This is a genomic window from Sulfuricella sp. T08, from assembly GCF_000971475.1.
Taxonomy (GTDB): domain Bacteria; phylum Pseudomonadota; class Gammaproteobacteria; order Burkholderiales; family Sulfuricellaceae; genus Sulfuricella.
Genome location: NZ_DF967556.1, coordinates 1 through 16,876 on the forward strand (window position 1 = coordinate 1; position 16,876 = coordinate 16,876).

Annotated in this window: 16 protein-coding genes; 10 read left to right on the forward strand and 6 right to left on the reverse strand. The window is 53.4% G+C overall.

The annotated features are described in order from the left end of the window. Positions 1 to 173 precede the first annotated feature (173 nt). Complete coding sequence (locus SCT_RS13825; RefSeq protein WP_159107915.1) at positions 174 to 2,915, forward strand: hypothetical protein; 2,742 nt, start codon at positions 174 to 176, stop codon at positions 2,913 to 2,915. Then, positions 2,902 to 3,798 carry a hypothetical protein gene (locus tag SCT_RS13830; protein ID WP_059424098.1) on the forward strand — a complete coding sequence of 299 codons (897 nt, stop codon included), beginning with the start codon at positions 2,902 to 2,904 and terminating at the stop codon, positions 3,796 to 3,798. Before SCT_RS13825 ends, SCT_RS13830 begins: the two co-directional genes overlap by 14 nt. Positions 3,799 to 3,962: 164 nt before the next feature. Here SCT_RS13830 and SCT_RS13835 read toward each other — a convergent pair whose 3' ends face one another. The 4 genes from SCT_RS13835 to SCT_RS13850 are packed head-to-tail and all read right to left on the reverse strand — an operon-like array spanning position 3,963 to position 6,042. Further along, positions 3,963 to 4,820 carry a peptidylprolyl isomerase gene (locus tag SCT_RS13835; RefSeq protein WP_189799675.1) on the reverse strand — a complete coding sequence of 286 codons (858 nt, stop codon included), beginning with the start codon at positions 4,818 to 4,820 and terminating at the stop codon, positions 3,963 to 3,965. 48 nt (positions 4,821 to 4,868) lie between these two features. Next, the gene (locus SCT_RS13840; RefSeq protein ID WP_059424100.1) at positions 4,869 to 5,132 is read right to left on the reverse strand and encodes a BolA family transcriptional regulator; all 264 of its coding nucleotides are present in this window, start codon (positions 5,130 to 5,132) and stop codon (positions 4,869 to 4,871) included. Continuing rightward, on the reverse strand, positions 5,129 to 5,431 hold the full coding sequence (locus SCT_RS13845; protein ID WP_059424103.1) for a YciI family protein: 303 nt from the start codon (positions 5,429 to 5,431) through the stop codon (positions 5,129 to 5,131). Before SCT_RS13845 ends, SCT_RS13840 begins: the two co-directional genes overlap by 4 nt. Then, positions 5,431 to 6,042: a septation protein A gene (locus SCT_RS13850; protein ID WP_059424105.1), complete on the reverse strand. Its 612-nt coding sequence runs from the start codon at positions 6,040 to 6,042 to the stop codon at positions 5,431 to 5,433. The genes SCT_RS13845 and SCT_RS13850 overlap by 1 nt, the downstream gene beginning before the upstream one ends. An 81-nt stretch (positions 6,043 to 6,123) precedes the next feature. On the opposite strand from SCT_RS13850, the gene SCT_RS13855 reads away from it, so the two are divergent. The 8 genes from SCT_RS13855 to rluB all read left to right on the forward strand — a co-directional run bounded on the left by SCT_RS13855 (position 6,124) and on the right by rluB (position 14,533). Then, the gene (locus tag SCT_RS13855; RefSeq protein ID WP_082098367.1) at positions 6,124 to 7,062 is read left to right on the forward strand and encodes a 3',5'-nucleoside bisphosphate phosphatase; all 939 of its coding nucleotides are present in this window, start codon (positions 6,124 to 6,126) and stop codon (positions 7,060 to 7,062) included. A gap of 5 nt (positions 7,063 to 7,067) precedes the next feature. Further along, positions 7,068 to 7,700 carry an L-threonylcarbamoyladenylate synthase gene (locus SCT_RS13860; RefSeq protein ID WP_059424107.1) on the forward strand — a complete coding sequence of 211 codons (633 nt, stop codon included), beginning with the start codon at positions 7,068 to 7,070 and terminating at the stop codon, positions 7,698 to 7,700. Beyond that, positions 7,701 to 8,345, forward strand: a complete 645-nt coding sequence (locus SCT_RS13865; RefSeq protein WP_059424112.1) for a site-2 protease family protein — start codon at positions 7,701 to 7,703, stop codon at positions 8,343 to 8,345. A gap of 20 nt (positions 8,346 to 8,365) precedes the next feature. Beyond that, entirely contained in the window at positions 8,366 to 9,568 is a 1,203-nt protein-coding gene (locus SCT_RS13870) for a tryptophan--tRNA ligase (RefSeq protein WP_059424113.1), read from the forward strand. A 23-nt stretch (positions 9,569 to 9,591) separates the two neighbouring features. Further along, a complete protein-coding gene (gene lon / locus SCT_RS13875; protein WP_059424115.1) occupies positions 9,592 to 12,006 on the forward strand; it encodes an endopeptidase La in 2,415 nt (804 codons plus the stop codon). A gap of 89 nt (positions 12,007 to 12,095) precedes the next feature. Then, positions 12,096 to 12,887: a ScpA family protein gene (locus SCT_RS13880; protein WP_059424117.1), complete on the forward strand. Its 792-nt coding sequence runs from the start codon at positions 12,096 to 12,098 to the stop codon at positions 12,885 to 12,887. Next, the gene (scpB, locus tag SCT_RS13885; RefSeq protein ID WP_082098368.1) at positions 12,874 to 13,425 is read left to right on the forward strand and encodes an SMC-Scp complex subunit ScpB; all 552 of its coding nucleotides are present in this window, start codon (positions 12,874 to 12,876) and stop codon (positions 13,423 to 13,425) included. The genes SCT_RS13880 and scpB overlap by 14 nt, the downstream gene beginning before the upstream one ends. Positions 13,426 to 13,441: 16 nt before the next feature. Then, on the forward strand, positions 13,442 to 14,533 hold the full coding sequence (gene rluB / locus SCT_RS13890) for a 23S rRNA pseudouridine(2605) synthase RluB (protein WP_059424119.1): 1,092 nt from the start codon (positions 13,442 to 13,444) through the stop codon (positions 14,531 to 14,533). A 234-nt stretch (positions 14,534 to 14,767) separates the two neighbouring features. On the opposite strand, the gene SCT_RS13895 is transcribed toward rluB, so the two are convergent. Together SCT_RS13895 and SCT_RS13900 are read right to left on the reverse strand one after the other, a co-directional pair. Beyond that, positions 14,768 to 15,616, reverse strand: coding sequence for a hypothetical protein (locus SCT_RS13895; protein WP_059424121.1), 849 nt, complete (start codon positions 15,614 to 15,616; stop codon positions 14,768 to 14,770). A gap of 27 nt (positions 15,617 to 15,643) precedes the next feature. Then, on the reverse strand, positions 15,644 to 16,465 hold the full coding sequence (locus SCT_RS13900) for a VPLPA-CTERM sorting domain-containing protein (RefSeq protein ID WP_059424122.1): 822 nt from the start codon (positions 16,463 to 16,465) through the stop codon (positions 15,644 to 15,646). Between the last annotated feature and the right edge of the window lie 411 nt (positions 16,466 to 16,876).

Consider the following 16,876-nt stretch of genomic DNA (forward strand, 5'->3'; position numbering starts at 1 on the left):
CGTCACAGTTACACCGATGGCGATTCTCCGGTAGAGTTCGAAAAGAAGTATTTCAACCGGCTCGAAAGTGTCTAGTGGAGCGGGGCGATTCATTTCGCCGATTTGGCGGATGCTGGAAACTTGTTTGAATAACAATTTAGATGTGACTGAGCAACCTGCAATTGATGGAGAAAATGATGCTAACTCCCGGAGTTAAAAGAATCATTTTCATTCGCGCAGGCCGATTCGACTACGCTGAGTTGGAACTCGGTAAATCCGCTCATCTGGTTGGTGACAACAATGTCGGCAAGACTTCACTGATCGAATCATTGCAGTTCCTCTATATCGGCAATTTCAATGAAATGAAATTCGGCAATTACAAATGGGACGAAACACAGCGTTACTACTTCAATTCCGATCAAAGCTACATCTTGTTCGAGTGCATGACCAACAAGGGCAAGTACGTCACTGTTGGGCTGCATGGTCGGGGGGCGTTGCAAAGCTACAACATCGAACGATTCACTTTTTCCGGCCTATATCAGAAAGACATATTTGTTCTGGCGGACAATCATGTGCGCGCATTCGATGACGTGAAGATGAAATTGGATGAAGATGCGCGCCACTTCCGCATCCTTGAGGCAAAAGATATTCGTGCGTCCGTGCTGGGAAGTCTTGATGACACACAGATTTCACTCGGTATCGTGCCGTTGCGCGACGAAGGTAAGTATGGAAAGTTCTCACATCTATTCAGGAACCTCTTGCGCCTTAATAACATGACCCAGCAAGACATCAAGGAAACCCTGCTGGAAGTGCATGACCAGTTCCGCAAAAAGGAAATCAACCTTGCAGTCGAGTATGGCACCGAGTTCGCCCGCGCCAGGCTGGAACGAGACAAGCTCAACGAGTTGAAAAGAATCTTGCCAGATGCCCAGAAACTGAAGGAACAATGGGGAATGCACACCTCAACACGCAAGGATATTCCGGCTTTTTATCAGCATTTAGAGCGCATCAAGACCGAGACTATTCAACGCTTGCGAGCGGACGAAAAGCGGTTTGGTGATGCTGCGCGCCAGGCCGATGAAAAAATCGGTCAACTTAAAATCAGCCAGATAGCAATCGGTAAAGTTATCAAGGAGCGTGCGGGGAAGCACGCTGTAGCGCAAAATAACCTGAGTACGTTGGCTGAAAAAGAACAGTCACTGCAAGGATTTGTCGCTAGTTTGGAGCGAGAGGCTTTACGCAATTTGGGAAGTCAAATCTCTGGGCTTCAAGGCAAGCTGCACGCTAATACCGATCCAGTTGAAGTCATTCAACAGGATATTCAAAAGCTGAATCGCAAGCTGAAAAATTTGCAGAGCAGTCACGACAATTTTGCTTTACTTGCTGGGACAGCCTTGAAGGTGCATTTCACTGACGCTGAAATTCATGATGTATTTCGAGTGCTTAACCCGGTATTGCTATCTGCACCATTGCAACAGGGTTCAATCGAGGTGTCGGATGAGGCGGGTGCATTGAGGTATTTGTATGCCATTAGGGATGCCATTCGCAATGGCGTATTCGAGTGGAACGGGACAAAGATACAACTGTCCTCGTTGCCCGACACGAATGAAGCATTGCATGACATTGAATCCATTAAAGTCGAGATTGAGGTAACTAAGGCAAGACTTAAGAAGAAAACTTCTGAGCTGGTCGTGGCGCAAGATGCCTCTGCGGTGAAGAAACAAATCGAGGAGTTATCTGGTCAGGCAACAACAATCCAGAAGTTGCTAATTAAATGGGATGAGTCTCAGGAAGAGCTGAAGAAGAAGCCCGAGTGGGAGTCGCAAGTTAAAACCTTGTTGGCTGAAATTGAGTTGAAGGAAGCAGAAGCTCGGCAGACTGAAGAAGAAAAATCTGCTCTTTCTGGGCAATTGATTCGCCAGAAAAACTCTGCTGAACAGGCTGGGCTTGATGTGGAAAAAGTTTTCAAGGAAAGATATGCGCTACCGGATGCATCGTGGCCTATCGGGTTGATCGATCCATCGTGGACGGACGACTTTCACCAGGCGGCATCTATTTATCGCGAGATGCATGACACCAACATCAGCACAGGTAGGGAAGTTGGAAATATCCTCGAAAGTATTCGTCGCAGTGCGCCGTCTGCGGGAGACCATTTTGTGGGCACTTCTCTTGAAGAACAGATCGAGGCGATCTTCACCACGGTGGATAGCATTCAAAAAATCGAGGAAAGCTGCAAGGGGATTTGGGAAGGGTGTGTGGTGGGGCTGCGAACTTCTTTCAGTCACATCTTGAAAGACTTGGATTCTCTGCGCGAAAAGATGCGTTCGTTCAACCAGCATCTGGCTGGTGTACCCATATCTAATCTCAAGCGCATCTCGTTAGAGATCGAGGAGAGGAAAGACCACACGAAGAAATATCGTGACATGATTAGCAATGAAGGAACGCTGTTTGCTGGATTGTCTGAATCGACGAAGGCCATTGAAGAGATTGGCAAGATGATTGAACAGAACCCAATTATTCGGCTAGCAGACCTATTTGGTGTGCGATTCATTATCGAATTCGAAGATGGCAGCAAGAAAACTTTCTCCGATCTGTCTAGCATCGAATCGAATGGCACGACCATCATGATTAAGGCACTCATCAACATGATTTTGATTCGGGATATGATGCGCCCATCAGTCATTAAGTCTGGCGAGATGTCGATTCCATTCTATTTGGACGAAGCTAACCAGATAGACCCGAAGAACCTGAAGCAAATCGTAGATACCGCAATCCGACTCGGCTTTTGTCCTGTGCTGGCTAGCACCATCCCGGTCGCCGTAGCTGAAAACCTTTACTTCGTGCAGTGGGCGGACAAGGGGAGGGCTGTTCTGGACAGCCATCGGCGTATTCGCCGCGAGGTGAAAGAAGAATTGGTTGAAAATGCAGCCGCTTAATCCGCTCGCCAACCTGCTCCATCAATTGTTAACAACCGGAGAGGTGGTGCGCAGCAAGATTTCTGCCCGCGCTAACAAAGATTTGGTGACGCTGTTTGACCTTGGGGCATTAAGGGAAGAAAGGCGCGGCGGCGGATGGGTTGTCATGGTTGCCAATCAGGAATCAGTGCGGCGCTTTGTAGACAGAAAATTTCCCAGTGGGTTGTTCGGAGAAAATGACACATCAGAGGGACGCAGGACTCAATCCTTGAATCGTTTTGGGGATACCAAGTCCATGCCGGGACTGGATTTCGAGTTCGTGCTGCTTCGTGTATTTGGTGATGCTCAAGTCACAACCAACATATCTAACAGCACGATCAAAATTGATGCCCCAGAGATTACCCGGCAGACGGGCTGTGTGGCACTAACGCTGCAAGACACTGGTGATATCACCGATTTGCCGCTCATCCATGGAAATGTCGCCACCGTGGAAGGGCCAGAGTTGTTCTACCGGTTCGACTGGGCATCTGTTGATGTCTCTGTCGCTATTCTTACCGATGGCCGGATGTCAGAACGTCTAGTGAATTGGGTGGCTTCATCCATGATAAACGGACACCTGACACATTTTGGCGACTATGACCCAGTTGGGCTGGATGAGTATCGTAGATTGAAGGAACAAGCTTCGCGTGCATCATTTTTCCTACCCGTTAATCTGGAAAGCTATTTCAAAGAAAACAGATTTCTCAAACCAGCTCTGATGGACAAGAGTAGTGCTCTACTGCCACGTTTGGCCGAAACGAAAGACCTGAGCATCTTGACTGTGATTGACTTGATGCAACGCTACGGTGGCGGGGTGGAGCAGGAAGTTTTGCTGTTGGATAACCTAAGGCTTGCGGAGATGTGAATGTGAGATTCGATTACGACCCAGAAGTGGACGCCCCGACGACTGGCGCGTGGCTGCGGATGTTTCGCAATGCCAGGAAGTGGGTGGGGTGATTTTCTGCTGATTCTGAAATGAACAAGGGCGCCTTGGGCGCCCTTGTTCATTGTTGCGGGTAGTTCGCTGAGTTACTTCTTGTCAGCTGCCGCTTCCGCCGTTTCTTCAATCTTGGCTTTGGCGCGCAAATCAGAGATCATCTTGTCGATTTGCTGCTGCTGCGCGCGCTGGCGCAGGTTCTGTTTCACCTCGTCGAAGGGTGGCGCCTGCATCGTGCGTGAGTCCTCGAGCTTGATGATATGGTAGCCGAACTGGCTCTTCACCGGTTCGGTGGTGTACTGGCCTTTTTGCAGCTTGGTCATGGCGGCGCTGAATTCCGGCACGAAATTGGCCGGGGCGGCCCATCCCAGATCACCACCCTTGGCCTTGGAGCCCGGGTCTTTCGATTTTTCAGCCAGCTTCTCGAATTTTTCGCCTTTTTTCAGCTTGGCAATGATGTCTTTTGCTTCAGATTCCTTTTCCACCAGGATGTGGCGCGCGTGGTATTCCTTGTCACCCATCTGGGATTTGATTTTTTCGTATTCGGCTTTCAATACATCATCGCCAAGGGGATTGTTCTTGATGAAGTCCTGCAGGTAAGTGCGGATCAGTATAGTCTGCCGTGCGAGGTCGATCTGGGTGTTCACGTCGGCCAGCTTGTCCATGCCTTTCTTGAGCGCTTCCTGGGCAACGACTTCCTCAATAATCAGTTTTTCACGAATGTTTTTCCGCACTTCGGGGGAGTCTGGCTGGCCTTGCTGCTGGCTTTGCTGGAGCAGGAAGTTGAAGCGTGCCTGGCTGATCGGTGAACCGTTTACCGTGGCGATGGCTGCAGTAGCGCTGACTGCGGGTGCCACGGCGGATTTGTCGCCATCCTGCGCATTGCACGAAGCGAGGGTGAGCATGCTACCGATAGAGACTGCAAGAATTCGGGATTTGTATGAAAACATTAATAACATCCTTTGGTTAAAAAATGTAGAAGGTTGATTATAGTCTATTTAATTCTCGCCGGGAGTGTACGCCTTTATGCTGATTGCGTGTATCTCTTTTTGCAGCATTTCTCCCAGCAATTCATTGATCATGCGGTGTCTGGCAATCAGCGATTTGTCAGCGAACTGGGCTGAAACAATAGTCAGACGGTAGTGTCCGCCGCCGCCCTTGGCGCCTTCATGGCTGGCATGCCGGGCGCTTTCATCTTCGATTTCCAGACGTTCCGGGGAAAGCGGGGCGAGTCGTTCACGAATTTTTTCAGGTGTGCTCATGCAGGCAGTACTTTCTTGAATGGTTTGACGGTAACCCGTTTGAAAATCCCGGCCGAGAGGTAAGGGTCGGCCTCGGCCCAGGTGCGCGCAGCTTCCAGAGATTCGAATTCGGCCACGATCAGGCTACCGGAGAAGCCGGCTGGGCCTGGGTTGGGGCTGTCGATTGCGGGAAATGGTCCGGCCAACGTTAGTCGCCCATCTTGTTGTAAGGCATCCAGGCGAGCGAGGTGTGCAGGGCGGGCGGCCAGGCGTTTTTCCAGGCTGTCCGGTGCATCATCGCCGATAATGGCGTACAGCATTACTGGGCATCCTTGTCTTCTTCAATGTATTTTGCCAACAACATGCCCTGTCCGATGACGAATACCAGCATCAGGCCAAGAATGCCGAACAATTTGAAGTTGACCCAAGTGTCGGTGGAATAGTTGAAAGCCACGTACAGGTTGACGAATCCGACCACCGTGAAAAAACTGGCCCAGCCCAGATTCAACCTGTTCCAGATGTTTTCCGGCAGAACCATCTGCTTTCCCATCATGGCTTTAATCAGGTTTTTCCTGAAGACGATCTGGCTGATCAATAATACGCTGGCGAACAGCCAGTAAAGTACGGTCGGTTTCCACTTGATGAAGGTTTCGTCGTGCAGGAGCAGGGTCGCGCCGCCGAATACCGTGATGATCGCCAGGCTGATCCACAGCATCTTGTCTGCCTTGCCGTGACGGAAATGTACCCAGCCGATTTGGCCGAACGTGGCTACTATAGCGACAGCGGTGGCAATCAGGATAGGCAGTTGTTTCGTGTCCGCCAGATAACCGATCGAGGCGGTCAGCGCGGCAACTTGGTCAGGATATGCCCCTGCAAGTTTGAACGCACCAAAAAACAGGATGATGGGAAACAGGTCGAAAAGGAATTTCATCAGGGCTGGTTGGATTACGCATCATTTCATCGAGACCCGTATTTTGCTATGATTCGGGTTGTTTTAACAAGCCTGCCATAAATGTCTTCCGTTATTGACCTGCATAGTCACTCAACCATTTCCGATGGTTTGTTCACTCCTTCCGAGCTGATTCGGCGCGCAGACGCCCATGGAGTCAGGGTGCTGGCGCTGACCGATCATGACGATGTCGCCGGACTGGACGAGGCGCGCGCGGCCGCGGCCGAGGCTGGCATTGCGCTGGTCAATGGCGTCGAAATTTCGGTAACCTGGAACAAACGCTGCGTGCACATCGTCGGTCTGCGCATCGATCCCGCTTACGAGCCACTGCGAAATGGTCTGGCAGCGATTCGTGCCGGTCGCGGCGAACGTGCCATGCACATAGCCGCCGGGTTGGAAAGGGCCGGTATACCGGGAAGCCTGGAAGGCGCTTACGCCTATGCCGCCAATCCGGGCATCATCAGCCGTACCCACTTTGCCCGCTTTCTGGTGGCAAAGGGTATCGTCAAGGATACCCGTACTGTATTCAAAAAATACCTGGTCAAGGGCAAGCCGGGCTATGTGGAGCACAGCTGGGCCGATTTTTCCGATGCAATCGGCTGGATTCGTGCGAGCGGCGGGATCGCGGTACTCGCCCATCCCGGCCGCTACGACCTGGGCAGGACCAATCTGGACAGCCTGATCGCCGATTTCAAGGAAGCTGGTGGTGAGGCGATCGAAGTGGTGACGGGCAACCATACCGCTAATCAGTTCATTCAATTTGCCAACTACGCCAAGGAATTCGATTTGCTGGCTTCCTGCGGTTCCGATTTTCACGGGGTGGGCGAAAGCTACATGGATTTGGGTCGTTTGCCCGCATTGCCGCCCGGCTGCAAGCCGGTGTGGCACAATTGGCCGGAGATGAGCCCTGAGCATGTAGGGCGGAAAAGCGAAGCGCCTTCCGCCACAGGGGTTCCTTCTACTACGGCGGATAACGCTGCACTCATCCGCCCTACATACTAACGATCATGTCCCAGTTTTTTGTCATTCATCCCGAAAATCCTCAGCTGCGCCTGGTTCACCAGACGGTGGAAATCATCCGCAACGGTGGGGTGATTGCCTATCCGACCGACGCCAGCTACGCACTGGGCTGCGGCTTGGGCGACAAAGAGGCGCAGCAGCGCATCCGCGCGATCCGCGGTGTGGACGAAGACCATCCATTAACCCTGGTTTGCCGCGACTTGGCCGAGATTTCCGTTTATGCCAAAGTGGACAACCGCCAGTTCCGGCTGCTCAAGGCGAATACGCCGGGCTGCTACACTTTCATCCTGGAAGCGACACGGGAGGTGCCGAAGAGATTGCAGCACCCGAAGCGCAAGACCATAGGCCTGCGCGTACCGGATCACCCGATTCTCCAGGCGCTGCTGGCCGAACTGGGCGGGCCGTTGCTGAGCACGACCCTGCAATTGCCCGGGGATGATCAGCCGCTCAATGACCCTTATGATATACGTGACTTGCTCGAGCGCCAGGTCGATCTGGTTGTAGATGGTGGCTATGGTGATGTGGATACCACCACCGTGATCGACCTGAGCGGTGAGACGCCGGTGCTGGTGCGGGCGGGCAAGGGCGATATCCATCCCTTTGGACTGGAAGAAAAATAAATGGAATTGAATATCGTACAACAGGTCGCCGTTTATGCATTGCCGGTGGTATTTGCCATCACCCTGCACGAGGCAGCACATGGTTACGTCGCCAAGCACTTCGGCGACACCACCGCTTACATGCTGGGGCGGGTGAGCATGAACCCGCTACGCCATATCGATCCGATCGGCACCGTTCTTATTCCCCTCCTGACCCTGTTTCTGGGCGGCATTCTGTTTGGCTGGGCCAAGCCGGTACCGGTGAATTTCAACTATTTGCGCAATCCGAAGAAGGACATGCTGTGGGTGGCCTTGGCCGGTCCTGGCGCAAACCTTGCCATGGCGCTCGGCTGGGCGGTGGTGATGAAGCTCGCCAACATGATGGCGAGCAATCCCTTTTCCTTGCCAATGGCGTTGATGGGCATGGCCGGGATCAATATAAATGTGGTACTGATGGTGCTTAATCTGCTGCCGCTACTGCCGCTTGACGGCGGGCGTATCGCTGTCAGCCTGTTGCCGAACCGGTTGGCTTACCGCTATTCAATGATGGAACCCTACGGCATGATTTTGCTGGTGATTCTGCTGTTCAGCGGCGTGCTGGGCGCGATTATTGGGCCGCTGATTCACATGACAAAATCGTTGATATTGCTGCTATTCGGTATTTGATAAAGAAAGAACTTTAGAACATGTTTACTGAACGCGTTTTGTCCGGCATGCGCCCAACCGGCAGCCTGCATCTGGGCCATTACCACGGCGTGCTGAAAAACTGGATCAAGCTGCAGCATGAATACGAGTGCCTGTTTTTCGTCGCCGACTGGCATGCATTGACCACCCATTACGACACGCCAGGCATCATCGAACAGAGCGTCTGGGACATGGTGATCGACTGGCTCGCCGCAGGGGTGGATCCCTCCCGCGCGACCCTGTTCATCCAGTCGCGCGTGCCCGAACACGCGGAACTGCATCTGCTGCTTTCGATGATGACGCCGCTGGGCTGGCTGGAGCGGATGCCGACCTACAAGGACCAGCAGGAAAAACTCAGCGGTAAGGATTTGAGCACCTACGGCTTTCTTGGCTACCCGCTGCTGCAGGCGGCGGATATCCTTATCTACCGCGCCAACCAGGTGCCGGTGGGCGAGGATCAGGTGCCGCACATCGAGTTTACGCGCGAGCTGGCGCGGCGCTTCAACCATCTCTATGGGCGTGAGCCGGGTTTCGAGGAAAAGGCAGAAGCCGCAATCAAGAAGCTCGGCGGCAAGCGCGCCAAGCTCTACGAGGAACTGCGCACCCGCTACCAGCAGGAGGGCGACGAGGAGGCGCTGGATTCCGCACGAGCACTGCTCAATGACCAGCAGAACCTGTCTTTGGGCGACCGCGAGCGGCTATTCGGCTATCTCGAGGGCGGCGGCAAGATGATCCTGGCCGAGCCTCAGGCGCTACTTACCGCGGCTTCAAAAATGCCGGGGCTGGATGGGCAGAAGATGTCGAAATCCTACAACAACACCATTTCCCTGCGCGAGGATGAAGATAGCGTGGCGAAGAAAATCCGTACCATGCCGACCGATCCGGCGCGAGTGCGGCGCACCGACCCCGGCACGCCGGAGAAATGTCCGGTATGGCAGTTTCATTTGGTCTATTCTGAAGAAGGCCGAAAAGAATGGGTGCAGCAGGGCTGCACGACCGCCGGCATCGGTTGCCTGGAGTGCAAGCAGCCGGTGATCGATGCGGTGCTGGAAGAACAGAGGCCGATGCGCGAACGGGCACAGATGTACATGGACGACCCTACTCTGGTGCGCAACATCATTTCCGACGGTTGCGAAAAGGCGCGTGAGCTGGCTAGTGAAACGATGCGCGATGTGCGCGAGGCGATGGGGTTGAATTACGGCTGACCTAGCTCCATGTTAGGAACATCATGCCAAGAAAAAATAAAGCCACGCTAGGCCAGGAACCCCTCGAAGGTGAGGTTCTACGTTCCACGGATGCCGGAGAGGAAGCCACGCCGCTGGTTCCTGCCGGCATCTATCCCACTACGCTATACCTGCTGCCCCTGTCGGAGAGGCCTTTTTTCCCGGCACAGAGTCTGCCGTTATTGATGAACGAGGGGCCGTGGCTGGAAACGGTTAAGAAGATTGGAGAAACGCCGCAGCAGATGGCAGGCATTATCCTGGTCAATCTATCCCACACTGAAGGTGCCGCGCCGAGGGATTTCTATTCCATCGGCACGCTTGTGCGCATGCATCATCCGGTGCGTGCCGAAGGCAAAATCCAGTTCATTGCCGAGGGCCAAAGCCGCTTCCGCATCGTTAAGTGGCTTTCCAACAAGCCACCTTATGTGGTGCAGGTCGAATACCCCTCTGAAATCGCGCGTAACGAGGATGAGCTGAAGGCCTACGCGATGGCGATCATTAACACCATCAAGGAACTGGTGCCACTCAACCCGCTGTATAGCGAGGAACTCAAGTTCTTCCTCAACCGTTTCAGCCCGAATGAACCGTCGTTGCTGGCCGATTTCGCTGCTTCCCTGACTACTGCCTCGAAAGAGGAATTGCAGTCGGTGATGGATGCCTTCAATTTGCGCCGCCGCATGGAGAAGGTGCTGGTGTTGATCAAGAAGGAACTCGAGGTCGCCAAGCTGCAGTCGCAGATCCGTGAGCAGGTCGAGCAGAAGATGACCAAGCAGCAGCGCGAGTTTTTCCTGCGCGAGCAGCTCAAGGAAATCCAGAAAGAGCTGGGACTGGCCAAAGACGACAAAACAGCTGACATCGAACGCTTCAGGGAGCGACTGGCCAAGCTAAAACTTACCGAATCAGCGCAAAAACGTGTCGACGAGGAGATGCAGAAGCTTTCGGTACTTGAATCCGGTTCTCCGGAATACGCGGTGACGCGTAACTACCTCGACTGGTTGAGCCAGCTGCCGTGGGGCAAGTTTTCCAAAGATAAGCTCGACCTGGTGCGTGCGCGCAAGATTCTCGACCACGATCATGATGGGCTCGACGACGTCAAGGAACGCATTATCGAATTCCTTGCCGTGGGTTCGCTCAAGGGCGAAATTGCCGGCTCCATTATTTTGCTGGTGGGGCCGCCTGGTGTCGGCAAGACTTCCATCGGCCGATCTATTGCCAATGCCCTGGGACGAAAATTCTACCGTTTCTCTCTTGGCGGCATGCGTGACGAGGCCGAGATCAAGGGCCACCGTCGTACCTACATCGGCGCCATGCCGGGCAAGTTCGTCCAGGCGATCAAGGAATGCGGTGTGGCCAACCCGGTGATCATGCTCGACGAGATCGACAAGATCGGTGCTTCCTATCAGGGTGACCCGGCTTCGGCGCTGCTGGAAGTGCTCGATCCCGAGCAGAACGTCGATTTCCTCGATCACTACCTCGACGTGCGTTTCGACCTGTCCAAGGTGCTGTTCATCTGCACAGCCAATCAGCTTGATACAATCCCCGCGCCGCTGCTGGACCGGATGGAGACGATCCGGCTTTCCGGCTACATCACTGCCGAGAAGGTGAAGATCGCCAAACACCACCTGTGGCCCAAGCAACTCAAGAAGGCGGGACTGAAGCGTGGCGACCTTACCGTTACCGAAGCCGCTCTGAAGCGCGTCATCGAGGGCTTTGCGCGTGAGGCCGGGGTGCGGAACCTGGAAAAACAGCTAGGCAGCATGGTGCGCAAGGCGGTCGTGAAGATCGTCAGCGGTGCGGAACAGCCTATTCGGCTGGGTGTCGATGAGGTTGAAGAATATCTGGGCAAGCCGGTGTTCATGCCTGAAAAGCCGATCACCGGTATCGGGGTAGTGACGGGCCTGGCTTGGACGGCGATGGGCGGCGCCACGCTGTCGATCGAAGCAACCCTGGTGCACACCAAGAATCGCGGTTTCAAACTCACAGGCAAGCTCGGCGAAGTGATGCGCGAATCGGCTGAGATCGCCTACAGTTACATATCCTCGCACCTCAAGACATTCAAGGGCAACCCGGCGTTTTTCGACGAAGCTTTTGTTCACCTGCATGTGCCGGAAGGAGCGACGCCCAAGGACGGTCCGAGCGCGGGCGTCACCATGGCCACCGCGCTGCTGTCGCTGGCGCGTCACGAGAAAATTTCCCGTCCGCTCGCCATGACCGGCGAGCTGACCCTGACCGGCGAAGTGCTGGCTATCGGCGGATTGCGCGAGAAGGTGATTGCGGCGCGGCGCATCCGCATTACGGAGCTGATCTTCCCGGAAGCCAACCGGCGTGATTTCGACGAGCTGCCGGATCACATAAAGGAAGGCGTGACGGCGCATTTTGTGAGACAATTCAAAGATGTGGTGAAAATTGTTTTTGGTTGAAGGTCACCCCCTAAATCGCAGAGGACACAGAGGCTAAATGCAGAGATGGTTTTCCTCGGAGTCCTCTGCGTCTTTTGCGGTGAGAGTGAATGTCTGTAACTGCTGAAGCCCCTGTTGCCCGCATCCACGGTGAGCCGCTCGCCGAGATGCCGCATGACCTCTACATTCCGCCCGAAGCGCTCGAGGTTTTTCTCGAAACTTTCGAAGGCCCGCTCGATCTCCTGCTGTACCTGATTCGCCGCCAGAACCTGGATGTACTCAATATCCAGATGGCAGAGCTGACCCGGCAGTACATGCACTACGTGGAAATGATGCATGCAGGCCAGCTCGAGTTGGCGGCCGAGTACCTGCTGATGGCGGCGCTGCTGATCGAGATCAAGTCGCGCATGCTGCTGCCGCGCCGCGACGAGAGTACCGAGGACGAAACCGATCCGCGCGCCGAGCTGGTGAGAAGGTTGCTGGAATACGAGCAGATGAAGCTGGCGGCTCAGCGACTGGATGAACTGCCTGTCGCTGGGCGCGATTTCGCCCTGGTTCAGGTGTGGCTGGAGCAGGCCGCGGCAAAGCGCCTGCCGGAAGTCAGCCTGGACGATCTGAAACAGGCCTGGCTGGGCGTGCTGGCGCGTGCCAGGGTCAATCGCCACCACAAGGTAAGCCGTGAGGAGCTGTCGGTGCGCGAGCACATGAGCCGCCTCCTGCGCCGCCTGAAGGATGAGCGTTTCGCCGAGTTCGGCGCGCTGTTCGACCCGTCACGCGGCGTACCGGAACTGGTGGTGACCTTTCTCGCCGTGCTGGAGCTGGTACGGGAGTCACTGGTGGTGGTCACGCAGCAAGAACCTTTTGCGCCGATTTATGTGAAACTGAGCCATGCAGACGCCTAATCTTAAAGAGATTAAACTGGTGCTGGAAACCGCTCTGCTGGTGGGTCAGGAGCCGCTTTCCCTGCACGCGTTGAAAAAGCTGTTCGACTTCGAACTGAGCACGGATATCCTTCGTAAACTGCTGGAAGAGCTGCGCCAGGACTGGACGGGGCGTGGTGTCGAGCTGATCAGCGTGGCGAGTGGATGGCGTTTTCAGGCGCGCGCCGAATACCAGAAGCATCTCGACCGGCTCAATCCGGAAAAGCCGCCGCGCTATTCCCGCGCTGTCATGGAAACCCTGGCGATCATCGCCTACAAGCAACCGGTGACGCGTGGCGACATTGAGGATATTCGTGGCGTTGCGGTCAGCAGTCAGGTGATCAAGACGCTGGAAGAGCGCGGCTGGATAGATGTAGTTGGCCATCGTGACGTACCGGGGCGGCCGGCGCTATTTGCTACCACCAAACAAATGCTCGACGATCTCGGCTTGCGCTCGCTGGAGGAATTGCCGCAGCTGGAACAGACCGACGTAAATTTACTCGCAACAACTAACGAATAACGGAAAGCAGGACGATATGCCAGAAAAGAAGGATTCCACCGGACCGCGTTCCGATTCGCCACCCAGGAAGAAAGCGAGCAACCAGGAATTTCGTGGCGGCAAAAAGACGCCGTTTCGCAAACCGCTGAAGGTGCAAAGCGAAGTGAAGCCAGCCAGGGAAGAGGCTGTTCCCGCTCCCTTCTATGAAATTCAGGAGGATGCTGAAGTAGAAGAAAAAACCTCTACGCCGCGTGGGCGTCGAGGTCTGCCGACGCAGAAGTTGCAGAAGATACTGGCCCAGGCTGGACTGGGTTCGCGCCGCGACATGGAAGAACTAATCAAGGCCGGGCGGGTGACCGTCAACGGTCAGGTGGCAGAACTGGGCGCGCGCATCAGCGATGAGGACATGGTGCGGGTGGATCGCAAGAACGTCCGTGTTCGTGCTGCGGGCAAGATGCCGCGCATCATGCTCTACCACAAGCCGGAAGGCGAGATCGTCAGTCGTGATGATCCGGAAGGTCGTGCCAGCGTGTTCGATCGCCTGCCACAGATGAGAACCTCGAAATGGATTGCCATCGGGCGCCTGGATTTCAACACCAGCGGCCTGCTGATTTTCACCACCTCCGGCGAACTGGCCAATCATTTGATGCACCCTCGTTTCGAGGTGGAGCGTGAATACGCCGTACGTACCTTGGGAACGCTCACGCCCGAGCAGATGGTGCAGCTTACGGCGGGGATAGAGCTTGAGGACGGAACGGCAAATTTCGATACGATTTCCGACCAGGGCGGTGAAGGCATCAACCACTGGTACCGCGTCGTCTTGCGCGAGGGTCGTAACCGCGAGGTGCGGCGCATGTTCGAAGCAGTCGGCCTGACTGTCAGCCGGTTGATGCGGGTGCGCTTCGGTGCGATCAACCTGCCGCCGCGCCTGAAGCGCGGGCAAACCATGGAGCTGGATCCGCTTCAGGTTCGTCAGATACTGAAATGGGCGGGGATAGAAGCTCCCTCCATCGCAGACAAGCAGTCGCGCCCCGACGAGGAGAAGCGAGTAAGCAGGATCAGATCACATCCTCCCGTGGCACCAGAAAAACCGGCACGCCGTCCACGCAAGGCGCCACCATCACGCTGATTTGCTGTGCGTTATGTGAGCGTACAGCACCATGAGTGCCGCTCATGCTTCGACAAGCTCAGCACGAACGGCGTAATTGAGTCGTGTTGTTTGTTAACTACCCTCGCCTAGGTCAAGGGTGGTTAACAAACAAAAAAGCCAACAATAATTCGTTGGCTAAATATCAATCTTTATTGATAGAGCAAATTAATACACTATTTAATTTTCTTGTCTGAACACTCATGTTGCATAACATCAGCACCTATTTATAAAATTGGAACCGCGATTCCAAAATCTGGTCACACCCAAGGCTAGGAATCCGGCCACAACCAACCACGCGACAGACGGCTCAGGAACCGTTCTCAGTGCTCCATTATTGTTACCGGAGTAACGCCATGCCTGATTAAGCCCATTATCTGTAGCGACCGTATTAAAATAAAGATCCACGTTGGGGCATGTTGTACAACCAGGCGCCTGGTGCGTCGCAAAATTCAAACCCGTAAAGTTGCTAACAAAATTCAAGCCGCCACCTGCAAAAACCTGACCATTCTGCATCACAACACCATTCCAATCACCGTCATCCAAACCAAGTGCACCCCACAGTGTGCCATCTGTCGCCTTGGCAATATCGTCAGCAACAGAACCATTAGTTTCAAATGGCGTCATGGTATCGGTAAATAATTTAACCATCGTGTGTGCAGCCAAATCCGCAGCACTCAACACCCCATTCGGATCGAAACTCGCCGGGGCCATGGTAAAAATTGCCGCCCACGGAGAAGGCAAGGGCGTAATCGTTGCTACAGTTCCTATGTAGTATCCACTAAATGAATCAATTGCTGGCCCAGGGACATTCTTGGCATCCCATAAAGCGACGCCATTAGAAGAAATCCGGGTCACATTCACAATTCCATAAAGGTAATCGCCAGGGCTGGCCACACCATTCCCATCGTTGTCCACTAAATTTTGTGACACATTAAAATTCAAATCATTAAGCGCACCAACTGCCAGAATAGGTGAAGCTTCCACACCGGAGACACAGAGCAGCGTTCCACCTATTGCTCCTGCCATTATTTTGGCAAGTCTGTTCAATCGAGTTTGCATCATGATTTTTCTCTTCAAATACGCTGATATTTAACCAACAAACTTCCGGCCTTTGCGCATCGATACTCCCGCAAAGCCGATAAGCCCGGAGCCCAAGAGCAAAGCGGCGGCCGGCACAGGTACAGGATGCAGGACGGCTGGATCATTAATGTTGACTCCCCAGGCACCGCCAGCTGTCTGACTAAATGTAGAAATAAACTTCATGTCCACCTGACAACCACCTGGTGTGGCACATCCCAAACTATTATCCAATACCTTGCTCCAGTTTAAGCCGGTATTGTTGGTAATAAAGTTTAATCCACCTGCAGAACCAGAAGTACCAAAACCGGCGGGAGAAACGCCTAGACTCCAGTAGCCACCCCCAGAAATACCCAGGCTGGCCCAGAGCGTACCATCCGTTGCGTTGGCAATATCAGTCCCTGTTGGTCCGGACGTGGTATATCGAGTGCTGGTATCGGTGTACATCTTCATGATAGTGCCGGCCGCTAAATCCCCTGCTGACATGACACCATTCGGATCGCTGGCAGCAACACCCATTTGCACAGAATATAAGCCGGGGAATCCGCTTTGGGTAATGCTACTAACCTGCGTTACAAAATAACCAGAAAACGAATCATACGGCGCTGAAACATTATTGGCGTTCCACGTGGTTGTACCAGAACTGATATCCTGAAGGTTCACGACGCCATAGAATATATCTCCCACTGCGATAGATGTCCCGCCTGTCTTGTTACCGACCGCCTGAAAGCCAAGATTATTATCCACCCCCAACTGGAATACTGGAGCGGCTTGAGCCTGGATAACAAACAAACAGGGTAACAACGCTGCCATTTTTAAAAAGGGATATTTCATTTTGTGCGTCTCCAGTTTTTAATTATGTATATCTTAAATTAATATAATCTTCATTAGATTGTAAGCAATGATTGTGCCAAAAAAATTGACTCCAATTATTTCATTGGGTTACTGCTCAATTGTCATATTTAAATAGTATTTAAATCATAATATGTAAAATATTCCGACAAATATTTTGTATTATCTTTATGTGATTAATTCGAAAACTGTTTTTAGTACTCAATAACGTATTTTGACATAGTCCAAAAAGCAATGCCGCCCATTCGATCTCCAAGCAATTGGGCCATTCCATGATTATTCCATTGCAATGACACCCAAGCTAAGGAAGCCCTGAACAAGTTCCTGAACCTGTAAAATAGCGGACATCATCAATCGACTGAAATTGCCCATGAAACAACTCAGTTTTGCAGC